General features: G+C 59.2%; 19 protein-coding genes. 12 read left to right on the top strand and 7 right to left on the bottom strand.

Translation table 11 applies throughout. The features are described from left to right. Positions 1–64 precede the first annotated feature (64 nt). From ade to MK208_RS11650, 3 genes are all read left to right on the top strand, one after another. Positions 65–1,873, top strand: a complete 1,809-nt coding sequence (gene ade, locus MK208_RS11660) for an adenine deaminase (RefSeq protein ID WP_294116695.1) — start codon at positions 65–67, stop codon at positions 1,871–1,873. Beyond that, the gene (locus tag MK208_RS11655) at positions 1,870–3,342 is read left to right on the top strand and encodes an AMP nucleosidase (RefSeq protein WP_294116694.1); all 1,473 of its coding nucleotides are present in this window, start codon (positions 1,870–1,872) and stop codon (positions 3,340–3,342) included. Before ade ends, MK208_RS11655 begins: the two co-directional genes overlap by 4 nt. Before the next feature lie 132 nt (positions 3,343–3,474). Next, positions 3,475–3,762 carry an HU family DNA-binding protein gene (locus MK208_RS11650; RefSeq protein ID WP_168590788.1) on the top strand — a complete coding sequence of 96 codons (288 nt, stop codon included), beginning with the start codon at positions 3,475–3,477 and terminating at the stop codon, positions 3,760–3,762. A 55-nt stretch (positions 3,763–3,817) separates the two neighbouring features. On the opposite strand, the gene MK208_RS11645 is transcribed toward MK208_RS11650, so the two are convergent. Together MK208_RS11645 and MK208_RS11640 are read right to left on the bottom strand one after the other, a co-directional pair. Continuing rightward, entirely contained in the window at positions 3,818–4,882 is a 1,065-nt protein-coding gene (locus MK208_RS11645; RefSeq protein WP_294116693.1) for a pyridoxal-phosphate dependent enzyme, read from the bottom strand. A gap of 207 nt (positions 4,883–5,089) precedes the next feature. Then, on the bottom strand, positions 5,090–6,133 hold the full coding sequence (locus MK208_RS11640) for a TRAP transporter substrate-binding protein (RefSeq protein WP_294116692.1): 1,044 nt from the start codon (positions 6,131–6,133) through the stop codon (positions 5,090–5,092). A 333-nt stretch (positions 6,134–6,466) separates the two neighbouring features. Between MK208_RS11640 and MK208_RS11635 the strand changes: the two genes are divergently transcribed. Genes MK208_RS11635 through MK208_RS11625 form a run of 3 tightly spaced genes read left to right on the top strand, consistent with a single transcriptional unit; the run spans position 6,467 to position 8,690 of the window. Beyond that, positions 6,467–7,171 (top strand): ABC transporter permease, encoded by a 705-nt coding sequence (locus tag MK208_RS11635; RefSeq protein WP_294116691.1) that lies wholly within the window; start codon positions 6,467–6,469, stop codon positions 7,169–7,171. Further along, entirely contained in the window at positions 7,165–7,884 is a 720-nt protein-coding gene (locus MK208_RS11630) for an ATP-binding cassette domain-containing protein (RefSeq protein WP_294116690.1), read from the top strand. The genes MK208_RS11635 and MK208_RS11630 overlap by 7 nt, the downstream gene beginning before the upstream one ends. Beyond that, positions 7,881–8,690, top strand: a complete 810-nt coding sequence (locus MK208_RS11625) for a substrate-binding domain-containing protein (protein ID WP_294116689.1) — start codon at positions 7,881–7,883, stop codon at positions 8,688–8,690. Before MK208_RS11630 ends, MK208_RS11625 begins: the two co-directional genes overlap by 4 nt. A gap of 15 nt (positions 8,691–8,705) precedes the next feature. Here MK208_RS11625 and MK208_RS11620 read toward each other — a convergent pair whose 3' ends face one another. From MK208_RS11620 to MK208_RS11605, 4 genes are read right to left on the bottom strand one after another with little or no spacing between them, the layout of a single operon-like run. Next, entirely contained in the window at positions 8,706–9,185 is a 480-nt protein-coding gene (locus tag MK208_RS11620) for a DUF6505 family protein (protein ID WP_294116688.1), read from the bottom strand. Beyond that, a complete protein-coding gene (locus MK208_RS11615; protein WP_294116687.1) occupies positions 9,185–9,910 on the bottom strand; it encodes a biotin/lipoate--protein ligase family protein in 726 nt (241 codons plus the stop codon). The genes MK208_RS11620 and MK208_RS11615 overlap by 1 nt, the downstream gene beginning before the upstream one ends. After that, positions 9,907–10,971, bottom strand: a complete 1,065-nt coding sequence (gene apbC / locus MK208_RS11610; RefSeq protein WP_294116686.1) for an iron-sulfur cluster carrier protein ApbC — start codon at positions 10,969–10,971, stop codon at positions 9,907–9,909. The genes MK208_RS11615 and apbC overlap by 4 nt, the downstream gene beginning before the upstream one ends. Further along, on the bottom strand, positions 10,972–11,172 hold the full coding sequence (locus MK208_RS11605; protein ID WP_294116685.1) for a DUF6494 family protein: 201 nt from the start codon (positions 11,170–11,172) through the stop codon (positions 10,972–10,974). Between the two features lie 79 nt (positions 11,173–11,251). On the opposite strand from MK208_RS11605, the gene MK208_RS11600 reads away from it, so the two are divergent. Then, positions 11,252–12,010 carry a hypothetical protein gene (locus MK208_RS11600; protein ID WP_294116684.1) on the top strand — a complete coding sequence of 253 codons (759 nt, stop codon included), beginning with the start codon at positions 11,252–11,254 and terminating at the stop codon, positions 12,008–12,010. Here MK208_RS11600 and MK208_RS11595 read toward each other — a convergent pair. After that, positions 12,004–13,977, bottom strand: a complete 1,974-nt coding sequence (locus MK208_RS11595) for a 4Fe-4S binding protein (protein ID WP_294116683.1) — start codon at positions 13,975–13,977, stop codon at positions 12,004–12,006. The two genes, MK208_RS11600 and MK208_RS11595, sit on opposite strands and share 7 nt — an antisense overlap. A 330-nt stretch (positions 13,978–14,307) precedes the next feature. Here MK208_RS11595 and MK208_RS11590 point away from each other — a divergent pair, with 330 nt between their 5' ends. From MK208_RS11590 to MK208_RS11570, 5 genes are all read left to right on the top strand, one after another. After that, the gene (locus MK208_RS11590) at positions 14,308–14,865 is read left to right on the top strand and encodes a DUF3305 domain-containing protein (RefSeq protein ID WP_294116757.1); all 558 of its coding nucleotides are present in this window, start codon (positions 14,308–14,310) and stop codon (positions 14,863–14,865) included. Next, positions 14,862–15,521: a DUF3306 domain-containing protein gene (locus MK208_RS11585; RefSeq protein ID WP_294116682.1), complete on the top strand. Its 660-nt coding sequence runs from the start codon at positions 14,862–14,864 to the stop codon at positions 15,519–15,521. The genes MK208_RS11590 and MK208_RS11585 overlap by 4 nt, the downstream gene beginning before the upstream one ends. A 2-nt stretch (positions 15,522–15,523) precedes the next feature. After that, positions 15,524–16,132: a molecular chaperone TorD family protein gene (locus tag MK208_RS11580; RefSeq protein ID WP_294116681.1), complete on the top strand. Its 609-nt coding sequence runs from the start codon at positions 15,524–15,526 to the stop codon at positions 16,130–16,132. A 51-nt stretch (positions 16,133–16,183) separates the two neighbouring features. Next, positions 16,184–16,375: a ubiquinol-cytochrome c reductase iron-sulfur subunit N-terminal domain-containing protein gene (locus MK208_RS11575; RefSeq protein ID WP_164644045.1), complete on the top strand. Its 192-nt coding sequence runs from the start codon at positions 16,184–16,186 to the stop codon at positions 16,373–16,375. Between the two features lie 109 nt (positions 16,376–16,484). Continuing rightward, positions 16,485–19,379 (top strand): formate dehydrogenase subunit alpha, encoded by a 2,895-nt coding sequence (locus MK208_RS11570; RefSeq protein WP_294116680.1) that lies wholly within the window; start codon positions 16,485–16,487, stop codon positions 19,377–19,379. Positions 19,380–19,389: the final 10 nt, after the last annotated feature.

The raw sequence follows: 19,389 nt of genomic DNA, 5'->3' as shown, positions 1-19,389 counted from the left end.
CATTTCGTAAAAGCTTCACCTGCGGTGAGGTTGAACATGGTCAAAACCCGTGGCACCGTGGGCCATGGAACAGAAGCATTTTCAAACATGGGCCGATGTGGCCCCCCGTCTTGTCGCCGTGGCCGCGGGCCGCGAGCCTGCTGATCTCATCATTCGCAAAGGCCAATGGGTCAATGTGCACACCCGCGAGGTGTTGGCGGATCACGATATTGCTGTGGCCGAAGGGCGGATCGCCTATGTCGGGCCGGACGCGAGCCACTGCGAAGGACCAGACACAGAGATCATCGAGGCCAATGGTCGGTTCATGATCCCGGGTCTGTGTGACGGGCATATGCACATTGAAAGCGGTATGCTGACCCCGGCAGAATTTGCCCGCGCTGTGATGGGCCATGGCACCACTACGATGTTCACCGACCCGCATGAGATTGCCAATGTGTTGGGGCTGGAAGGCGTGCGGATGATGCATGATGAGGCGCTGATGCAGCCGATCAACATCTTTACGCAGATGCCAAGCTGTGCGCCGTCGGCGCCGGGGTTGGAGACCACCGGCTTTGAAATTGGGCCGGATGATGTGAGCGAGGCCATGGGCTGGCCCGGCATCATTGGGTTGGGGGAGATGATGAACTTCCCCGGCGTGATCAATGGCAGTCAACAGATGCTGGCCGAGATTGCCGCCACACAAAACGCGGGCAAGACCGTGGGTGGGCATTATGCGTCGCCGGATCTGGGCACCCCATTCCATGCCTATGTCGCAGGCGGACCGGCGGATGATCACGAAGGCACCTGTGAGGCGGATGCGATTGCCCGCGTGCGTCAGGGCATGCGGATGATGATGCGGCTGGGCTCTGCCTGGTATGATGTGGAGACACAGATCACGGCGATCACGGAGAAGGGCTTGGACCCGCGCAGCTTTATCCTCTGCACCGATGATTGCCATTCCGGCACTTTGGTGAACGACGGGCATATGAACCGGGTGGTGCGCCATGCCATTGACTGTGGGTGTGACCCGTTGGTGGCGTTGCAGATGGCGACGATCAACACCGCGACGCATTTTGGTTTGGAGCGGGATTTGGGCTCTATTGCGCCGGGACGGCGGGCGGATGTGATCCTGACATCGGACCTCAAAACGCTCCCGATTGAGCATGTGATTGCCCGCGGTAAAACCGTGGCGCGAGACGGCAAAGTGTTGGCGGATTGTCCGCATTACGACTGGCCAGCCCATGCGCGTCAGACCGTGAACATGGGACGGGCACGGACGGCGGAAGACTTTGAGGTCAAGGCACCGGAGGGGGCCACCCAAGTCACCGCCAATGTGATTGGGGTGATTGAAAATCAAGCGCCAACCAAGGCGTTGACCGCCGAGTTGTCCGTCATGAATGGTGTGGTTCAGGGTGATATAGAGACCGATGTAGCACAGATTGCGCTGGTGGAGCGGCACCGTGCGACTGGGGATGTGGTCAACGGGTTTGTGTCGGGCTTTGGTTACAAAGGGCGGATGGCGATGGCTTCCACCGTGGCGCATGACAGCCATCATATGATTGTAGTGGGTACGGATCGCGAGATGATGGCGATGGCGGCCCACCGGCTTGGCGACGTGGGCGGCGGCGTCACTGTGATCAAGGATGGCGAAGAGCTGGCTTTGGTAGAACTGCCCATTGCCGGATTGATGTCAGATGCCCCAGCCACCGAGGTCGCGGCCAAGGCGCAGAAGATGGTGGAGGCGATGGAGGCTTGCGGTTGCACCCTGAACAACGCTTATATGCAACACTCCCTACTGGCCCTCGTGGTGATCCCGGAACTGCGGATTTCCGACCTTGGGCTGGTGGATGTGACAAAATTTGAAATGACCGAGGTAATCAAGGCTGCGCAATGACACCACAGAATATTCCCGTGCACTCCCCCGCAGTCCCCGCCCCAGAAGCCTTTACAGATGCTAAAGCCGCCGTGGCGCGTCTGGAAGAACTGTATCAGATTGCCACCACCTACCTGAGCGACCAGTTCCGTCGGGCGCTTCGCAAAGGGCCGGACGGGCATCGCATTCGCGCGTTTTATCCGGAGATCCGGATCACCACGACCAGCTTTGCGCAGATCGACAGCCGGTTGAGTTTTGGCCATGTGGCTGAGCCAGGTGTGCATGCCACCACCGTGACGCGGCCGGATTTGTTCCGGAACTATCTGGAGCAGCAGATTGCGCTTTTGCTGGAAAACCACGGCGTGCCGGTGGTGATTGGTGCGTCTGCGACGCCAATTCCGGTGCATTTTGCAGTAGCGGCGCAGAGCGACATGACCGTACCCCAAGAAGGGGCGGCAGATTTCACCCTGCGTGACATCTTTGATGTGCCGGATCTGTCGACCACCAATGATGACATTGTGAATGGCACGGCGGAAGTGAATGGCGTGGCGCCGCTGGCGCCCTTCACGGCGCAGCGGGTGGATTACTCGCTGGCGCGGTTGAGCCATTATACCGCCACCGATCCAGAGCACTTCCAGAACCACGTGTTGTTCACCAACTATCAGTTCTATGTGACCGAGTTTGAAGCTTATGCGCGGCAGATGCTGGATGATCCCAAATCGGGCTACACCAGCTTTGTCAGCACGGGGAACGTGGAGATTTCGGACGCGGAAACTCCAATTGCCCCGGTGGATAAGCAGCCGCAGATGCCAACCTACCACCTCAAACGCGAAGATGGCTCTGGCATTACTTTGGTGAACATCGGTGTCGGCCCGTCCAACGCGAAAACGGCGACGGATCACATTGCGGTGCTGCGTCCTCATGCCTGGATCATGGTTGGACATTGCGCGGGCTTGCGGAACTCGCAAAGCCTTGGCGATTTTGTCCTGGCGCATGCCTATCTGCGCGAAGACCACGTGCTGGATGATGACTTGCCAATCTGGGTTCCGATCCCGGCGCTGGCCGAAGTGCAGACCTCCATGGAAAGCGCCGTCGCTGAGGTCACGGAACTGTCTGGCTTTGAACTGAAGCGGGTGATGCGGACCGGCACGGTGGCCACCATCGACAACCGGAACTGGGAACTGCGTGAACATACAGGGCCTGTGCAGCGTTTGAGCCAATCCCGCGCCATTGCGCTGGATATGGAGAGTGCCACCATTGCGGCGAATGGCTATCGTTTCCGGGTGCCCTATGGCACGCTGCTGTGTGTCAGCGACAAGCCGCTTCATGGCGAATTAAAGCTTCCCGGCATGGCGTCAGACTTTTATAAGACACAAGTCGCGCGCCATTTGTTGATTGGAATTCGCGCCATGGAGAGCTTACGCGAAATGCCCCTGGAACGGCTTCATTCGCGGAAATTGCGGTCATTTGACGAGACAGCCTTCCTCTGACCCTACGGAAATCTGTGGAAAACCCTTAAAAACCTCGTTTTTTGGCACACAATTTATTGTGTTCACCCACAACATCCCGTTAAATGCCGGGCGTGAGGCCCAAGTAATCGGGCAGACTAATGGAGACCTGAAATGGCAAAACCGATGACCAAGACCCAACTCGTTGCCGCGCTGGCCGAAGATATGGGCTCTGACAAGAAATCCGCAGGCGCAGCTCTGGAAGCCGTTTGCGCATTGATCACCCGCGAAGTTTCCGCAGGTGGTGCAGTGACCCTGCCAGGCGTTGGCAAAATCTACTGCCGCGAGCGTCCTGAGCGTATGGTGCGCAACCCGGCAACTGGTGAGCAGATCAAGAAAGACGCGGACAAGGTTGTGAAAATGACCATCGCCAAAGCGCTGAAAGACAGCGTGAACGGCTGATCGCTCTGATCATTGTTACGGAAAGGGTCGCTCGTTTGAGCGACCCTTTTTGTATTTACAACTGCGCGCTGGGCGTGGAGTGGGAGATTGTGACTTCTTCGTCCGACATGCCCTCAGCAATGCCATCAAACAGCGGCGTTGACAGGTAGCGCTCGCCGATGTCAGGCAGCATCACGAGGATGTTGGCACCTTCCGGGGCGGTCTGTGCAACCTCAATGGCGGCGGCCAGTGTGGCGCCCGCAGAGACGCCCACCATTATGCCTTCTTCGGCCGCGAGGCGTTGCGACCACTGAATGCCGTCCGGTCCGGGTGTTTTAATCAGCTGATCGTAGCCACCTTTGTCCAGCGCTTCTTGCAGCACCCAAGGGATGAAGTCCGGGGTCCAGCCCTGGATCGGGTGCGGTTCAAACGCGGGATGGCTCTCTGTGGCCTGATGGGCGTCGTCCCGCGTGTTGACGTAACCGGAGTCCACCAGCGCGGCGTTGGCGGGTTCTGACAGGATGATCTTGGTGTCCGGGCTTTCGCGGCGCAGCAGGCGCGACACCCCGGCCACGGTGCCGCCGGTGCCGTAGCCGGTGACCCAATAGTCCAGCGTGGTGTCGGCAAAGTCGGTGAGGATTTCCCGCGCCGTGGTGTGTTCGTGCATATCCGCGTTGTCCGCGGTCTCAAACTGGCTGGCGAGGAACCATCCATTTTGCTCGGCCAGTTCTTGCGCCTTCTTGTACATGCCAAAGCCTTTTTGGGCTTTGGGAGTGAGCACAACCTTGGCGCCGAGGAAGCGCATCAGACGACGGCGTTCCACGGAAAAGGCCTCAGACATGGTGATGACCAGCGGGTAACCTTTGGCGGCGCAGACCATTGCAAGGCCGATGCCGGTGTTGCCCGAGGTGGCTTCCACCACGGTTTGACCGGGTTTCAGGCGGCCATCTTTTTCTGCGGCCTCAATGATGTTGAGGGCAAGACGGTCTTTCACCGAGCCAGCCGGGTTGGCCGCTTCGAATTTGACAAACATGTTCACATGTTTGGGTGCAATCCGGTTCAGGCGGACAACTGGGGTGTCGCCTACCGTGTCCAGAATGCTGTCATAGCGGCGGCCGCGGCCTTGAGTTTGGCGGGGCATGGGCGCCTCCTTTACTGGTACTTTCACAAATCAAGCTAAGCGGCGTTTGCTAAAAACGGTAGGCCTGCGAAGGTCGCAGGTGGAAATAAGAACGAGGCGTCTGGCCTGTGAAAATGAGCGTGACGGCGTTTTTTGTCAGGCGCGTGACGGAAAACAAAAAAGGCCGCAGCGGGAAGCTGCGGCCAATCTTGTTCGCAAAGGTAAGAGTTACATATTGTTCTTTTTGTACTCTTCCATCAATGCCTTGGCTTCGTCGATCAGCGCCTGACCGTCGATGCCGCGCTTGTCCATATCGGCAATCCAGGTGGCGTAGATCGGCTCTACAACCTCGGCCCATTTGGCGGCGTCTTCCGCAGAAACAGTCACGATGTTGTTGCCGCGAGCCACAGCCAGATCACGGGCAGGCGCGTCCATGTCCTGCATGACGCCGCCGGCAAAAATGGAGAACTCAACGCCGGAGTTGTTGTCCATCACGGCTTTCAGATCGTCGGGCATGGACTCATAACGGTCTTTGTTCATCGCCAGTACAAAGGTCAGCGTGTAGAGCGCATTGCCTTCAAATTCGGTGTGGTTGCCAACCAGTTCTGGCACTTTCAGGGCTGCGGTCACTTCCCATGGGATGGTGGTGCCGTCGATCACACCTTTGGACAGCGCTTCTGGAACAGCAGGTACTGGCATGCCGATTGGCGAAGCGCCGGTCTGTTTCAACAGGTCGTTCACCAGGCGGGAGCCGCCGCGGATTTTCATGCCTTTGAGGTCCTCCGGTGTGGTCACTGGCGCGTTGGTGTGGAACATGCCGGGGCCATGTACCCAGGTGCCGAAGATCTTCAGGTTCTTGAACTCGGAGTCCTTCATGTGGGTGTCAAACATCTTGGCGTAGGCGTAGGAACCTGCGCGGGCATCTTCGACCATGAAGGGCAATTCAAACACTTCGGTGGACGGATAACGGCCTGGCGTATAGCCAACCACGGTCCAAACGATGTCGGCCACGCCGTCGATGGCCTGGTCCATCAATTCCGGTGGCTTGCCCCCCAGAGACATGGCGGCATAGCGCTCGATCTTGATGCGGCCTTCACTGTCTTTCTCAATCGCATCTGCCCAAACGTCCAGAATCAGCTTTGGCACATTGGCCTGCGGTGGCAGGAATTGGTGCATGCGCAGGGTCACGTCCTGAGCCAGCGCGGTGGTGGCGCTGAACGCCATGGCGGCACCGGCGGCGAGTAGTTTGGCAATAGGTTTGCGCAGTGTCATGAGGGTCCTCCCAATTAGTCTTTTCTCCCAATTGAGAAGAGTGTTGTTGATGCAGCGCGTCCTGCCAAGGGAAATTTGACCAGTTGGACATGTTTCTTTGTTTTGACGGGATAAACTGCCTAAAACACTTGGGACAAAATGACATTTTGGCTTTGGGGCGAGTGGACAATTTGCGCCAAACGGGCGGCTTACGTTAGCGTTGTTTCACAAACAATTAGCGCCCTCTTGCCTCCACGGCGAAATGGCACAATGACAGTAAGCGAGCTTGCCAATCGGTGGCGAGCCTCGGCTTTCTTAAGGGGAGGCTGAAGGGAGGGGCACCAGAGCGGTTGCATGAATGAAATACTGGCAGGCCTGCTGCAAGCGGGTCGACTGATCGTCACATTTGATGCGGACCTAATCGAGATTTCTCTACGGTCCTTGCAAGTCACACTCACTGCGGTTGCGATTGCGTCCGCAATAGGTTTGCCTTTGGGCTGCTGGTTGGCTGTGCGACGCTTTCGTTTTCGCCGTTTTGTGATTGCGACTTTAAATGCGCTGATGGGGCTGCCACCGGTTGTGGTTGGTTTGATTGTCTATCTGATGCTGTCGCGGGCCGGACCGTTTGGCGTGTTTGGCCTGTTGTTCACCCCGACCGCGATGATCATCGCGCAGGTGATCATTTTGACACCGTTGATTGCCTCAATTGCCCATCAGGCCATTCGGGAACTTTGGGCCGAATACCATGATCTTCTGATTTCGATGAACACCACGCGGCTGCAGCGTATTGGCACGTTGTTGTGGGATGGGCGCAGGGCGCTTTTGACGGCGTCTTTGGCCGGGTTTGGCCGAGGTATTGGTGAAGTCGGTGCGATCATGATCGTCGGTGGCAATATCGACAATGCCACCCGCGTTCTGACCACCGCGATTTCGCTGGAGACCGGCAAAGGGAACTTCTCTCTCGCCTTGGCTTTGGGGTTTGTGCTGATCGGTTTGGCGGTGCTGGTGAACCTGTTGATCCACACCTTGTCGCGGACGGAGGTGAGTGGCCGATGGTGACCTCTATTCTTCCTTTGACGGTAAATGATGCAGTGGTGCGGCGGCGTGGCAAAACGTTGCTAGGCCCTGTGACAACCACGGTCAGTGACACGGGGCTGTCTATTGTGATGGGGCCTAATGGGGCGGGCAAAACCACGCTATTGCGGCTGCTGCATGGCATGGAGCGGGTGTCCAGTGGGGGATCGCTTCAGTGGCAAATTCCCGAAGAAGATGCCCGCGCGCTCCAGGCCTTTGTGTTTCAGTCGCCTATCATGATGCGGCGCACGGCGCTGGACAATGTGGCTTATCCGTTGACCACGCATGGGGTGTCCAAAAAGGATGCCCGTGTCCGCGCGGCGGAGTGGCTTGAGCGGGTTGGTCTGGCTGACAGCGCCCAAAAACAGGCCACAGTGCTGTCCGGCGGAGAGCGCCAGAAGCTGGCACTGGCGCGGGCGTTGATCCGCAAGCCTGAAATTCTGTTCCTTGATGAACCCTGTGCGAACCTTGACGGCCGGGCGACGCGGGAATTTGAGAGCCTGCTCAAGCAGGCGCATGACGACGGTACACGCGTGGTGATGTCCACGCACGACATTGGTCAGGCACGGCGGCTGGCGGAGGATGTTTGGTTCATCCACCACGGTCAAATTCTGGAGCAGACCCCTGCAGCGGAGTTTTTTGCTGCGCCCAAATCAAGTGAAGCGCGCGCTTTCATTAACGGAGACATAGTCGAATGAAGTTTGGCACAACGCTTGCCGCGGCGGCCATTGCATTGAGTGGTGTGATGGCAACGGCTGACACCATGAAAATGGCGGTCACAACCTCCTTCCACAACTCGGGCCTGTCGGATGTTCTGTTGCCAGAAATCCAGAAAGACCTGGGGCTGGAAGTACAGCTTTTGGTGGTTGGCACCGGTCAGGCCCTGCGGTTGGGCGAGGCAGGTGATGTGGACGCGATCCTGGTGCATTCCAAGAAGGCGGAAGACGCGTTTGTTGCGGGCGGCTATGGCACGCACCGTCGTGAGATCATGTACAATGATTTTGTGCTGATCGGCCCAAGTGCGGACCCGGCGCAGATTGCTGCATCTGATACTGTTGTTCAGGCCTTGACCGCGATTTCTGACACAAAGGCGGTTTTTGTAAGCCGTGGCGATGACAGCGGTACCCACAAGAAAGAGCTCTCGCTCTGGGCGGAAGCCGGCGTGGATGACGACGCTCGCACTGTTGACTGGTACAAGGAAGCCGGTGCCGGTATGGGCGCGTCCCTGAACACTGCGTCTGGGATGAATGGCTACATCATGAGCGATCGCGCAAGCTGGCTCAAGTTTGGCAACAAAGGCGATCTGGCGCTGCTGTATTCCGGCGATCCGGAGCTGTTCAACCAGTATGCCTATATTCCGGTGAACCCGGAGACCCACAGCCATGTGCGGGCAGACCTGGCGCAGAAGCTGGAAGCCTGGCTGGTGAGTGACCGCGCCAAAGACTTGATCGACGGCTACACTCTGAAAGGTGGCCGCCTGTTCATCTTCAACGCGGAACAGTAAGCGCGTTGGTGCACGTCACTCGTCTGGAATGGCGTGCACTGCAAATTGCTCCAACTCGGCTGCTGCTGGCGCGATGCTGCGGAATTGCTCCTTCACACCGGCGTCGGTGAGTTCACGCGCCAAAGTCAGAAGCGTATTGGCTTCATGCTCCGCGCAGAGATCGGCCATATGGGAAATCTCCTCGGCCGCCACCGGACGCGCCGCCTCCAGCGAGGGCGCGCCATAGACATCTACAAAATGCTGAGCGAGCGCGTCGGTGAGGGCTTCAACCTCTGCCGGCTCGATGGTGGTCACGGCCACAAATGTCACGCGGCCAAAGGTCTCCACACCTAGCCAGCCATTGGCAAACGCCTGCCGTGCCTTGCCGGTCAGATCTGCCTCGGACCAGTTGGAAAACTCAAATCCGCCGCTGATCGCCCATTCGCCGGTGCGGGCCGGGTTGAAGTAGACCCGTTGGTCGCTTTCATCAAAATGGATCGCACGTGCCAGAAGCATCAGCTGTCTCCTTCCAAGAGGCGGCTAAGTGGCAGCAGACGGGTGTTGTCGCCGCTACGCAGGAGCGCGCCAAAGTGTTCGTCTGTGCCAACAAAGGTGCCAGCTTCTGTGTCCTCGCCAAAGGTCCACTCGACCTCTTCGCCGAGGTTGTGGGCGAGGCCGCGCCATTCGGCGTTGAGTGGCTTGAGGCCCTCGTCTTCCATGCGGTTGACCCAGACCAGCGTGTGCCGCACCCACGCGCCTAATAGCGTGTCAGGTGTGACGTCCACACAGCCTTCCTCATAGAGCGCGGTTTGGTCCGGCGTCGCGCCGGGCGTTTCCGCATCTAGCGGGATCAGCGGCAATTCCAGCCCGACCACCAGCCAGTCCGGTACTTCACTCGCCTCTTGCGTGGAGGCCGCCACGCGCATCCGGCCACAGCGGGCGCCGTTGACCAAGATACCACCAGGCCAATCAAGATGCACCGCGACCTCTGGCGGGGCCAAAGCGCCAAGGGCGTTTTGAAAGCCAATCGCGCAGCTGATCAGCACGGGCATCGCTTCGGTCAAAGGCACCTCAGGCGCAAAGACAATGGCGGCGCGCAGCTGATCGGCAGCGAGATTGTAGACCACAAGCCCCGCGTCACATCCCATGATCGCTTGAGTCTTGGCCTTGGCAAAAGGGTCCGCGCTGCCACTCAGCGCGAGCCCTTCAAAAAGCGGTGGGAACTGCGGGGCGTCACTCATGCGTTGCCGTCCTCGATCAGGCGACGCGCGAGGGCGCGGAAGGATTGCGCTTGGGTCGATTCCGGCTTGGAGACCACAATCGGCGCCCCGCCATCGGCGGCGACACGGATGTCCAGCGCCAGCGGAATTTCTGCCAGCAGTGGCACACCCAGTTTCTCGGCTTCGGCGGCCACACCACCATGGCCAAAGACATGCTCTTCGTGGCCACATTGGGAACAGATGTGGGTGCTCATGTTTTCGATCATACCCACAATTGGCGTGCCTAGTTTCTCAAACATGTTGATGCCTTTGCGGGCATCCAACAGCGCGATGTCCTGTGGGGTGGAGACCACCAGTGCACCGGTCAGTTCGGCCTTCTGCGCGAGGGTCATCTGTACGTCGCCGGTGCCCGGTGGCAGGTCGACGATCAGCACATCCAGCGCGCCCCATTGGACTTGGTTGAGCATCTGTTGCAACGCGCCCATCAGCATTGGACCGCGCCAGACCACGGCCTCTTCTTCGCGGGTCATGAGGCCAATGGACATCATGGTCACACCGTGGTTGCGCATCGGCAGGATGGTTTTGCCATCGGGGCTCGACGGACGGCCGGAGACACCCAGCATGCGAGGCTGGGATGGGCCATAAACGTCCGCATCGAGCAGACCTACGCGGCGACCTTCGGCGGCCAGAGCGGCGGCGAGGTTGGCTGACACAGTCGATTTGCCGACGCCACCCTTGCCGGAGGCCACGGCCAGAATGCGGTCGATGCCGGGGATCTTCTGCGGGCCTTGCGGCTCTGCCGGGCGGGAGCCTTTGAGATCGGGTGGCGGTTTGGAAGCGGCGTGTGCGGTCATCACGATGGAGACGCTCTCCACACCGTCCAAAGCGTTCAGCTTGTCCTCGATCTCGACCTTCATCGGCTGCATGGCTTGCGCGCGGGCCGGGTCGATTTCCAGCACAAAGCGGACTTCGCCGCCGTCTACACTCAGCGCACGAACCATGCCGGAGGCTACCAAGTCAGAGCCAGAGGCAGGGTCAGTGAAGCCTTTGAGAACGTTCAGAATATCGTCGCGGTTTGCCATTTAGCCACGCCCTTTGATCTGACCGGTGACAACATGCTCCATGTCCAGGCCATCAATGGTCAGCACCATTTTGGCGGTGAACTCTTTGCCCGCTGTGGCCTCGGCCCCGGCGGTGCGCATGGCGTCCTCAATCGCTTGCTGGCTGGTCACGCCAACCTGCTTGAGGAACTTGCGCATGCTCATGTTAAAATCGTCGCTCATCGGTGGATATCCTTCTGCCTAGGGCATTCTACTTGGGTCCATGTTGACGCATGCCACGGCACAGGCCTAGGTTTGTGTCATGGATTTTTCTCGGATTTTGATGGGTGTTTTTGCCGCATTGGTTGGCATGGTGTGGACCATGCCGGCCATGTCGCAAGGCAAAACCACCACGCTTTTGGTCGCGCCGGAAGTGCAGGAAACCGGCATTATCAAATTCATGCTGCCGCGATTCACCCTGAAGCATGGGGTGCGGGTGACGGTCGTCAATGAAGGCGACGCTGCGGGCAGTTTGGTTCAAGATGGCGACGCCGTTGTGTTTTCGCGTGCCGGGACGAACTACGGCCTGACGGTATATGACATGGACGATCCGCATATGGCCACCTTGGCGGACTGGCTGACCGGCGATGTAGGTCGGCGCACCATTCTGAGCTTCAAGCAGGACGGCCAAGCGGTGTTTGAAGCGCCGGTTGTGGTGGCGGAGGTGGAAGAGGCGGTTGAACTGGACGGCGACGCGGCGCGAGGCGCGGATTTGGCGCTGAGCGCCTGTGGGCGATGTCATGTGGTGGGCGAAGTCAACCGGATGAACGGCATTGGCTCCACGCCGAGCTTTGCGGTGCTGCGCAGTTTGGATGACTGGCTGGAGCGTTTTCTGGCGTTCTACGCGTTGAACCCACATCCATCTTTCACCATCATTCCGGACGTAACTGAGCCGTTTGACGAGACCCGTCCGTCCCCGATCAGCCCCGTCACCTTGACGCTGGAGGAGCTGGAGAACATCGTGGCCTACACCGCAACCATGGATCCGGCAGATTTGGGATCGCCCATCGCGCATCAGTGATCCCGGCGCTTGCTGAAGTAGTCTTCCGAGGTGCGCACCTTCGGGCGTTCGCCACCGGCCAGCGGGTTGTTTTCCCGGTGGAATTGCGCGTTCACACGGCAGTCGTCACACATGCGGATCATACGGGCGGCATCAGAGGTGGCAAACATCGCGTGTTTGCCTTCCAGTTTTTCGACAATGCGCTCGATGGTGGATTTCACCCCAAATGGCGTGCCGCATTCGACACATTCAAACGGCTCTTCTTCGTGCACCACCTGCTGCGACAACGCGGCGTCCGAGGTGTTGAATTGTGGCACCAGAGAGATCGCGTTTTCCGGGCAGACATGGGTGCAGAGACCACATTGCAGACAGGCGTCTTCCTGGAAGCGCAGCTGTGGCTTGTCCGGGTTGTCGCCCAAGGCGCCGGCCGGGCAGAGCGAGGCGCAGGAGAGGCAGAGCGTGCAGGCGTCTTTGTCGACGAGCACCGCGCCATATGGGGCGTTCTCTGGCAGGGGCAGCGGGTCGGCCTGCTCACCGCGCAGCGCTTTGACAGCAAGGCGGGTGACCTGACGGCGGTTGCCAAGCGGCAGCACTGGCGCGATCTCCGTGAGGCTGCTGGTGGCGCCATAGAGGGCGTCACAAAGCGCGGATGGTTCCTCTGGGTCCAGAATGCGCAGGGCGTCGCTGTCACCACTCAGCGCTTGGGCCAGCATGAGCTCACTGTCGAGCGCGCCGCGGTCTGTGGTTGGCGCGGCGAGCACGTCGACGCCGACAAAGCCGCTTGAGAGCGCGGCCAGCATTTCGGCGTGGCCAAAGCCGCTCACCCGCTCGAGATCAAGCGGGATCACTTTGGCGGGCAGGCCGCGATCGTGGCGGGCGGCCAGTGCGATCAGTTCGGCGCCAAATGCGCGGTCGTGCACCAAGAGGCGCGGGGCTGCGCCACCAGCGCTTCGGAAAGCTTCTGCCAAGGCGCTAATGCGAGCAAAGAGCGCGCTGACCGGCGGGTCGTCATAGGTGATGGCCCCGGACGGGCAGAGTGCGGCGCAAGATCCGCAACCGGCGCAGATGTTGGGATCAATGTCGATGTGATCACCTGCGGGCCGGATCGCCGAGGTGGGGCAGACGTCCAGACATTTGGAACACCCGGCTTGTTCGGCGCGGGAGTGGGCGCAAATGCTGGGTTCCAGTGTCAGATAGAGTGGTTTCTCAAAGGTGCCGACCAGATGGGACGCTTCGAGAATGGCGGCATGGGTGGCGGGCAGGCTTTTGGGGTCCGCCAGCAGGTAGCCTTCGCGTTTTTCCGGCGCTGGGAAGAGGGGTGTCTCGCCGCGCAGGTCAAGCAGGATATCACAGGTGGTTTTGGCGCCATTGCGCGGTTCGCCAAAAACGGCCGGGCCGCGTGCGGACGAGTCCACCTGTTGCAGGGCGTCGATCTCCACCGAGAAATTCCCCAGCGCACCGGAGGCTTTCTTCAGGTGACCGGCAACCACGTCAAAGTCGCGATCTTCTGGCGCGTCGCTGCCCGGCGACAGGAGCACAGTGACGCTCAAGAAGTCTTTCAACTGACGCGCGGCAGGAAGAGCCACTTCTTCCGGGCCCACAATCAGGCAGAGCCCCTCGGAGGTGATGTCGAAGGTTTTGGTGGCCGGGGCAGCCCGCAAACCGTCCGCCAAAAGGGCGGCGGATTTGGGTCCGGCTTCTGCCCCTTCATCCGACCAGACCGCGCGATCGCGCAGGTCGATAAAGGTGGGTTCAGGTAGGGACAATTCGTCCGCCAGTTCCGCAAAGAAGGTCTGTTCCTCGGTGCAGGTGACGCAGGTTGTTGACGGGTCTGCGGCGGATTGCAAAAGCTGTGCGGCGGTCTGCATCTCTGCGTCGCCAAGAGGGGTGTTCACTTTGGAGCATTTCACGGTGCCAACAGAGTCGAAGGTCTCTGTATTCAACGGCATACTTTTATAACAGTCACACAAAATCAATGTCTTAGACATTATTTCCCCCGAGGGTTAGCTGGCGTTTACGCGCTTGGCACACCTCACACATGCATGATTTTTCGGCGCCGTAAAGCCCTCTGTCTTGATCGCGCTGGCAGATTTGTGGCGGTCAAAAAACCTAGTGATTCTATTGGTTTTTAGGTGATGTGGACAATCTGTCCGCGCCTGTCGTGATGGCAGGAATCGATGCCCCAAAATGTCCAGTTATTTTGCCGGAAATCGCGATTTTTGCGTTTTCCTTTGGCAAGGCTCAGGAAAGGACTGAGACTAATCATGCCCACGAAAAAATTTTCGAGAACAGCGTGGGCACGGGAGGAAGACGATTTCATGCGCCAAGCGCCGGTATCATTGCCGTTGGGCATCGTGATCCGCAGAACGCCCTCGGCCAACCGCTGGGCGAAATTTGCGTGGCAAGCTGTTGGCGTGCTTCCGGGCGCGGCGCAGGCGGATTGGCGTGTGATGCGCGAAGAAGGCGATGCGGTGGAGTATCACGCCGCAACCGTGCCGCTGGAGCTGTGGCACACCGACACCGAAGCCTATCTGACAACCCTAACCGCGCGGGTGCCCTCCATTGGCGTGGTGATGCGTGAGGCGGAAGAGGGCGATGCCGAGCGGCCCTATGAGGTGTTGCTGGCGACGGCCTCCGCTTATGAATTCCAAGATTATGCCGACAGCGGGGAAGAGCTGTTGGAGCTGGTGCCGATGCCGGAAGGGCTTGTGGCTTTCCTGCGCGATTTTGTCGAAGAGCACCACGAAGAAGAGACTTTTGTGAAACGGCGCCGCGACAAGAAGCGGATTGATCTGGTGGAAGATGGCCGTGGTGATGCGCGTATCTCCCAGTTGAGTGATGTGTACCGCGCGCCGCGCACCGGGAGGCCACATTGAGTCGCGGGGGCGATTTCTGGGCCCGCCGTAAGGCGGCCGTGGCGGCGGAAGCCGAAGCCGAGGTGCGCGCCGAGGAACAGGCGGTGCTCGCCGAAGCCCATGCCGAGTTGGAAGAAAAGTCTGACGCGGACATTCTGGCAGAACTGAATCTGCCCGATCCGGAAGAGATGCAGCAAGGCGATGATTTCTCGGTGTTCCTGGGCAAAGCCGTGCCGGAACGCATCCGCCGCAAAGCGCTGCGCAAGTTGTGGCTGACCAACCCGGTGTTGGCCAACGTCGATGATCTGGTGGACTACGGTCAGGACTTCACCGACAGCGCCATGGTCGTTGAGGCGATGCAGACCACCTATCAGGTGGGCAAAGGCATGTTGGCCCATGTGCAGGAGATGGCGCGACAGGAAGAAGAGGCCAAAGCCTTGGCCGAAGGTCGCGTGTCGCTGGAAGAGTTTGAGGTGCAAACTGAGGCAGTATTGGTTGAGGGCTCTGACGAGAGCGCAGAGACCGAGCTGGCAGAGGTTGCACCAGTGGAGGTTGTGGCCGAAGCTGAGGCTCCAACTGAACCAATCCCAGACACAGAGGCGCTTCCCGTTGCGCCGCTGCGTCGCCGTATGCGGTTTGAATTTGCCGCATCTGACATACCTGAAGAGAGGGCATAGCGATGAGCCAAGCCGTCACCAATACCCAAGTTGCCGAAGAGGATCTGCTGCGTGCGGATCTTTACGATTTTCTGGCCGCCCTTTTGGCCAACCCGCCAAGCAAAGACCTGTTGCAGCACGCCAGCGCGTTGAGCGGCGATGACAGCGATCTTGGCAAGGCGATCAGCACTCTGGCACGCGTGGCCAAAGCGACCAATGCCACCGCTGTGGAAAGCGAATTCAACGCGCTGTTCATTGGGCTTGGCCGCGGCGAGTTGATGCCCTTTGCGTCATACTACCTGACCGGCTTCTTGAACGAGAAACCGCTGGCCTCGCTGCGGGCCGGTATGGCGGCGCTGCGCATCACCCGCGCACCAAACGTTTATGAGCCGGAAGACAACATCGCCAGCCTGCTGGAGATGATGGCGGGCATGATCCGGGGGCGCTTTGGCGCGCCGGTGCCGCTGCAAAAGCAGAAGGATTTCTTCTTCACCCACATCGCTGCCTGGGCGGAGCATTTCTTCTCCGACTTGGAAGCGGCGCAGAACTCGGTGTTCTACGCGCCGGTGGGCACGGTGGGCAAAGCTTTCCTAGAGATTGAAACACAGGCGTTCCGCATGGGGGCGGACTAAACGTCGATTGAAACTGTCGGACCCCGACCGACCCAAATCAAGGAGCTCGCCATGAGCAAGCCAGAGGAAAAAGGTGCCAGCCGGCGCGATTTTCTGAAGCTCGCAACAGCAGCAGCCCCGGCAGCCGCAGCAGTGGTTGCCATGTCGCCACAAGCGGCAGAGGCCCAGCCAGCTGATCTGTCCCGCACGGAGATGCAGGACACCGCGCACACCCGCGCATACCTCGACAGCGCCCGATTCTGATCCGGACGTTTTCACCCCGCCCCTGACCACCGGTTGCGTGACGCCCACCGGTCAGGATTTGAGACTAACCGAGCCAGTCCCGAGAAACGGGACAGCAAGGGAGGAAAGAATGCTTAGGAAAAAGACCAACGGGGTTGCGCGACGCCCCCAGCGGACAAGTATCCTGTCTGTCGCAGCTGAAAAAGCTGTGGATCGACGCACATTTTTGCGTGGGTCCGGACTCGCCATTGGCGGTCTGGCAGCGATTGGTGCCACCGGTGGCACCGTTACTCAGGCGCAGGCGCAAGACGCAGCCAATACTGCCGTTCAAACTGTGAAATCCGTATGTACCCACTGTTCCGTGGGCTGTACGGTTGTGGCCGAAGTGCAAAGCGGTGTCTGGATCGGGCAAGAGCCTGGTTGGGACAGCCCGTTCAACCTCGGTTCCCACTGTGCCAAAGGCGCATCGGTGCGGGAACACGCCCACGGTGAACGCCGCCTGAAGTACCCTATGAAAAAAGAGGGTGGTGAGTGGAAGCGCATCAGCTGGGAACAGGCGATCGACGAGATCGGCGACGGCATGATGAAGATCCGCGAAGAAAGCGGTCCTGACAGTGTTTATTGGCTGGGTTCGGCCAAGCACAATAACGAACAGGCGTATCTGTTCCGTAAGTTTGCTGCCTACTGGGGTACAAACAACGTGGACCACCAGGCGCGTATCTGTCACTCCACCACCGTTGCGGGTGTTGCGAACACATGGGGCTACGGCGCCATGACCAACTCCTACAACGACATCCACAACTCCAAAGCCATCTTCATCATCGGCGGCAACCCGGCCGAAGCCCACCCGGTTTCCCTGTTGCACGTACTGCGCGCGAAAGAGCGCAACAACGCACCGCTGATCGTCTGTGACCCCCGCTTTACGCGCACGGCGGCCCATGCAGATGAATATGTGCGCTTCCGTCCCGGCACCGATGTGGCGCTGGTTTGGGGCATTCTGTGGCATATCTTCGAAAACGGTTGGGAAGACAAAGAATTCATCCGCACCCGTGTTTGGGGCATGGATCAAATCCGCGACGAAGTGCGTCAGTGGAACCCAGAAGAGGTGGAACGCGTCACTGGTGCTCCGGGTGAGCAACTGCGTCGTGTGGCACGACAACTGGTGAACAACCGCCCCGGCACCGTGATCTGGTGTATGGGTGGCACGCAGCACACCAACGGGAACAACAACACCCGTGCGTACTGCATTCTGCAGCTGGCCCTTGGCAACATGGGCACCAGCGGTGGTGGCACCAACATCTTCCGGGGCCACGACAACGTGCAGGGCGCAACCGACCTTGGTGTTCTCAGCCACACACTGCCAGGCTACTACGGCCTGTCCAAAGGCGCTTGGGCGCATTGGGGTCGCGTGTGGGAAGAAGACGGCGAATGGTTGAGTGGCCAGTTTGCCAAAACCACCGCTGCAGACGGCAAAGAGAAGTCGCTTCAGAACCTCACCGGTATTCCGGTGTCGCGCTGGATTGACGGTGTACTCGAAGATCCCGACAACATGGACAACCCGGACAAGGTCCGTGCCATGGTGCTTTGGGGCCACGCGCCAAACTCTCAGACCCGCGGTAAGGAAATGAAGACCGCGATGGAAAAGCTGGACATGCTGGTCGTTGTTGACCCGTATCCAACCGTTTCCGCCGTGCTTCATGACCGCACTGATGGCGTGTACCTGCTGCCGGCCTGTACCCAGTTTGAGACCCGTGGTTCTGTGACCGCTTCCAACCGCTCCATCCAGTGGCGCGATCAGGTTGTGGCACCGCTTTTTGAAAGCAAAACAGACCACGAGATCATGGGTTTGTTCGCCAAAAAGTTTGGCTGGGCCGATCGTTTCTTCCGCAACATCGAGATGGAAGACGAAAACACCCCGAACATCGAAAGCGTTACGCGCGAGTTCAACCGGGGTATGTGGACCATCGGTTACACCGGTCAGTCTCCTGAGCGCATCAAGCTGCACATGGAAAACCAGCACACCTTCGACCGGACCACGTTGAAGGCAAATGGTGGTCCAGCAGATGGTGACTACTACGGTATGCCTTGGCCATGCTGGGGCACCGCGGAGATGAACCACCCGGGTACGCCAAACCTCTATGACATGTCCAAACGTGTTTCTGAGGGTGGTTTGACCTTCCGTGCCCGCTTTGGTGTGGAACGTGACGGTCAGAACCTCTTGGCAGAAGGCGTTGCAAGCCTCGATTCTGAGATCCAGGACGGATATCCAGAGTTCACCATGCAGATGCTGATGGACCTGGGTTGGGACGGCGATCTGACGGATGACGAGCGCGCAGCAATTGACGCTGTAGCTGGTCCAAAGACCAACTGGAAGACCGACCTCTCCGGCGGTATCCAGCGGGTTGCGATCAAGCACGAGTGTGCGCCGTTTGGTAACGCCAAGGCCCGTGCTGTTGTGTGGACATTCCCGGATCCGGTGCCGCTGCACCGCGAGCCGCTCTACACACCACGTCGCGATCTGGTCGAAGACTACCCGACCTACGAAGACCGGCATGCCTATCGGCTTCCAACGCTCTATGCGTCCATCCAGAAGAACGACTTCAGCAAGGATTACCCAATCATCCTGACGTCCGGTCGACTGGTGGAATATGAGGGTGGCGGCGAAGAGACTCGCTCCAACCCATGGCTGGCTGAACTGCAGCAGGACATGTTTGTCGAGATCAACCCGCGTGATGCGAACGATCTGGGCATTCGTGACCGGTCGCAAGTTTGGGTGGAAGGTCCAGAAGGCGGCAAGGTCAAAGTTATGGCCATGGTCACCCAGCGGGTTGGCGAAGGCGTTGCCTTCATGCCGTTCCACTTTGGCGGTCACTTCGAAGGGAAGGATCTGAGGGACAAATACCCAGCAGGCGCCGACCCATATGTGTTGGGCGAAAGCACCAACACGGCACAAACCTATGGCTATGACAGCGTGACACAGATGCAGGAGACCAAAACAACTCTCTGCAAAATCTGGGCCGCTTAAGGAGGAGAAG

The organism is Shimia sp. (genome assembly GCF_022448905.1).
Lineage (GTDB): Bacteria > Pseudomonadota > Alphaproteobacteria > Rhodobacterales > Rhodobacteraceae > Shimia.
The sequence above is the reverse complement of the archived record's forward strand: the minus strand, read 5'-3'. Positions and strand labels throughout refer to the sequence as shown.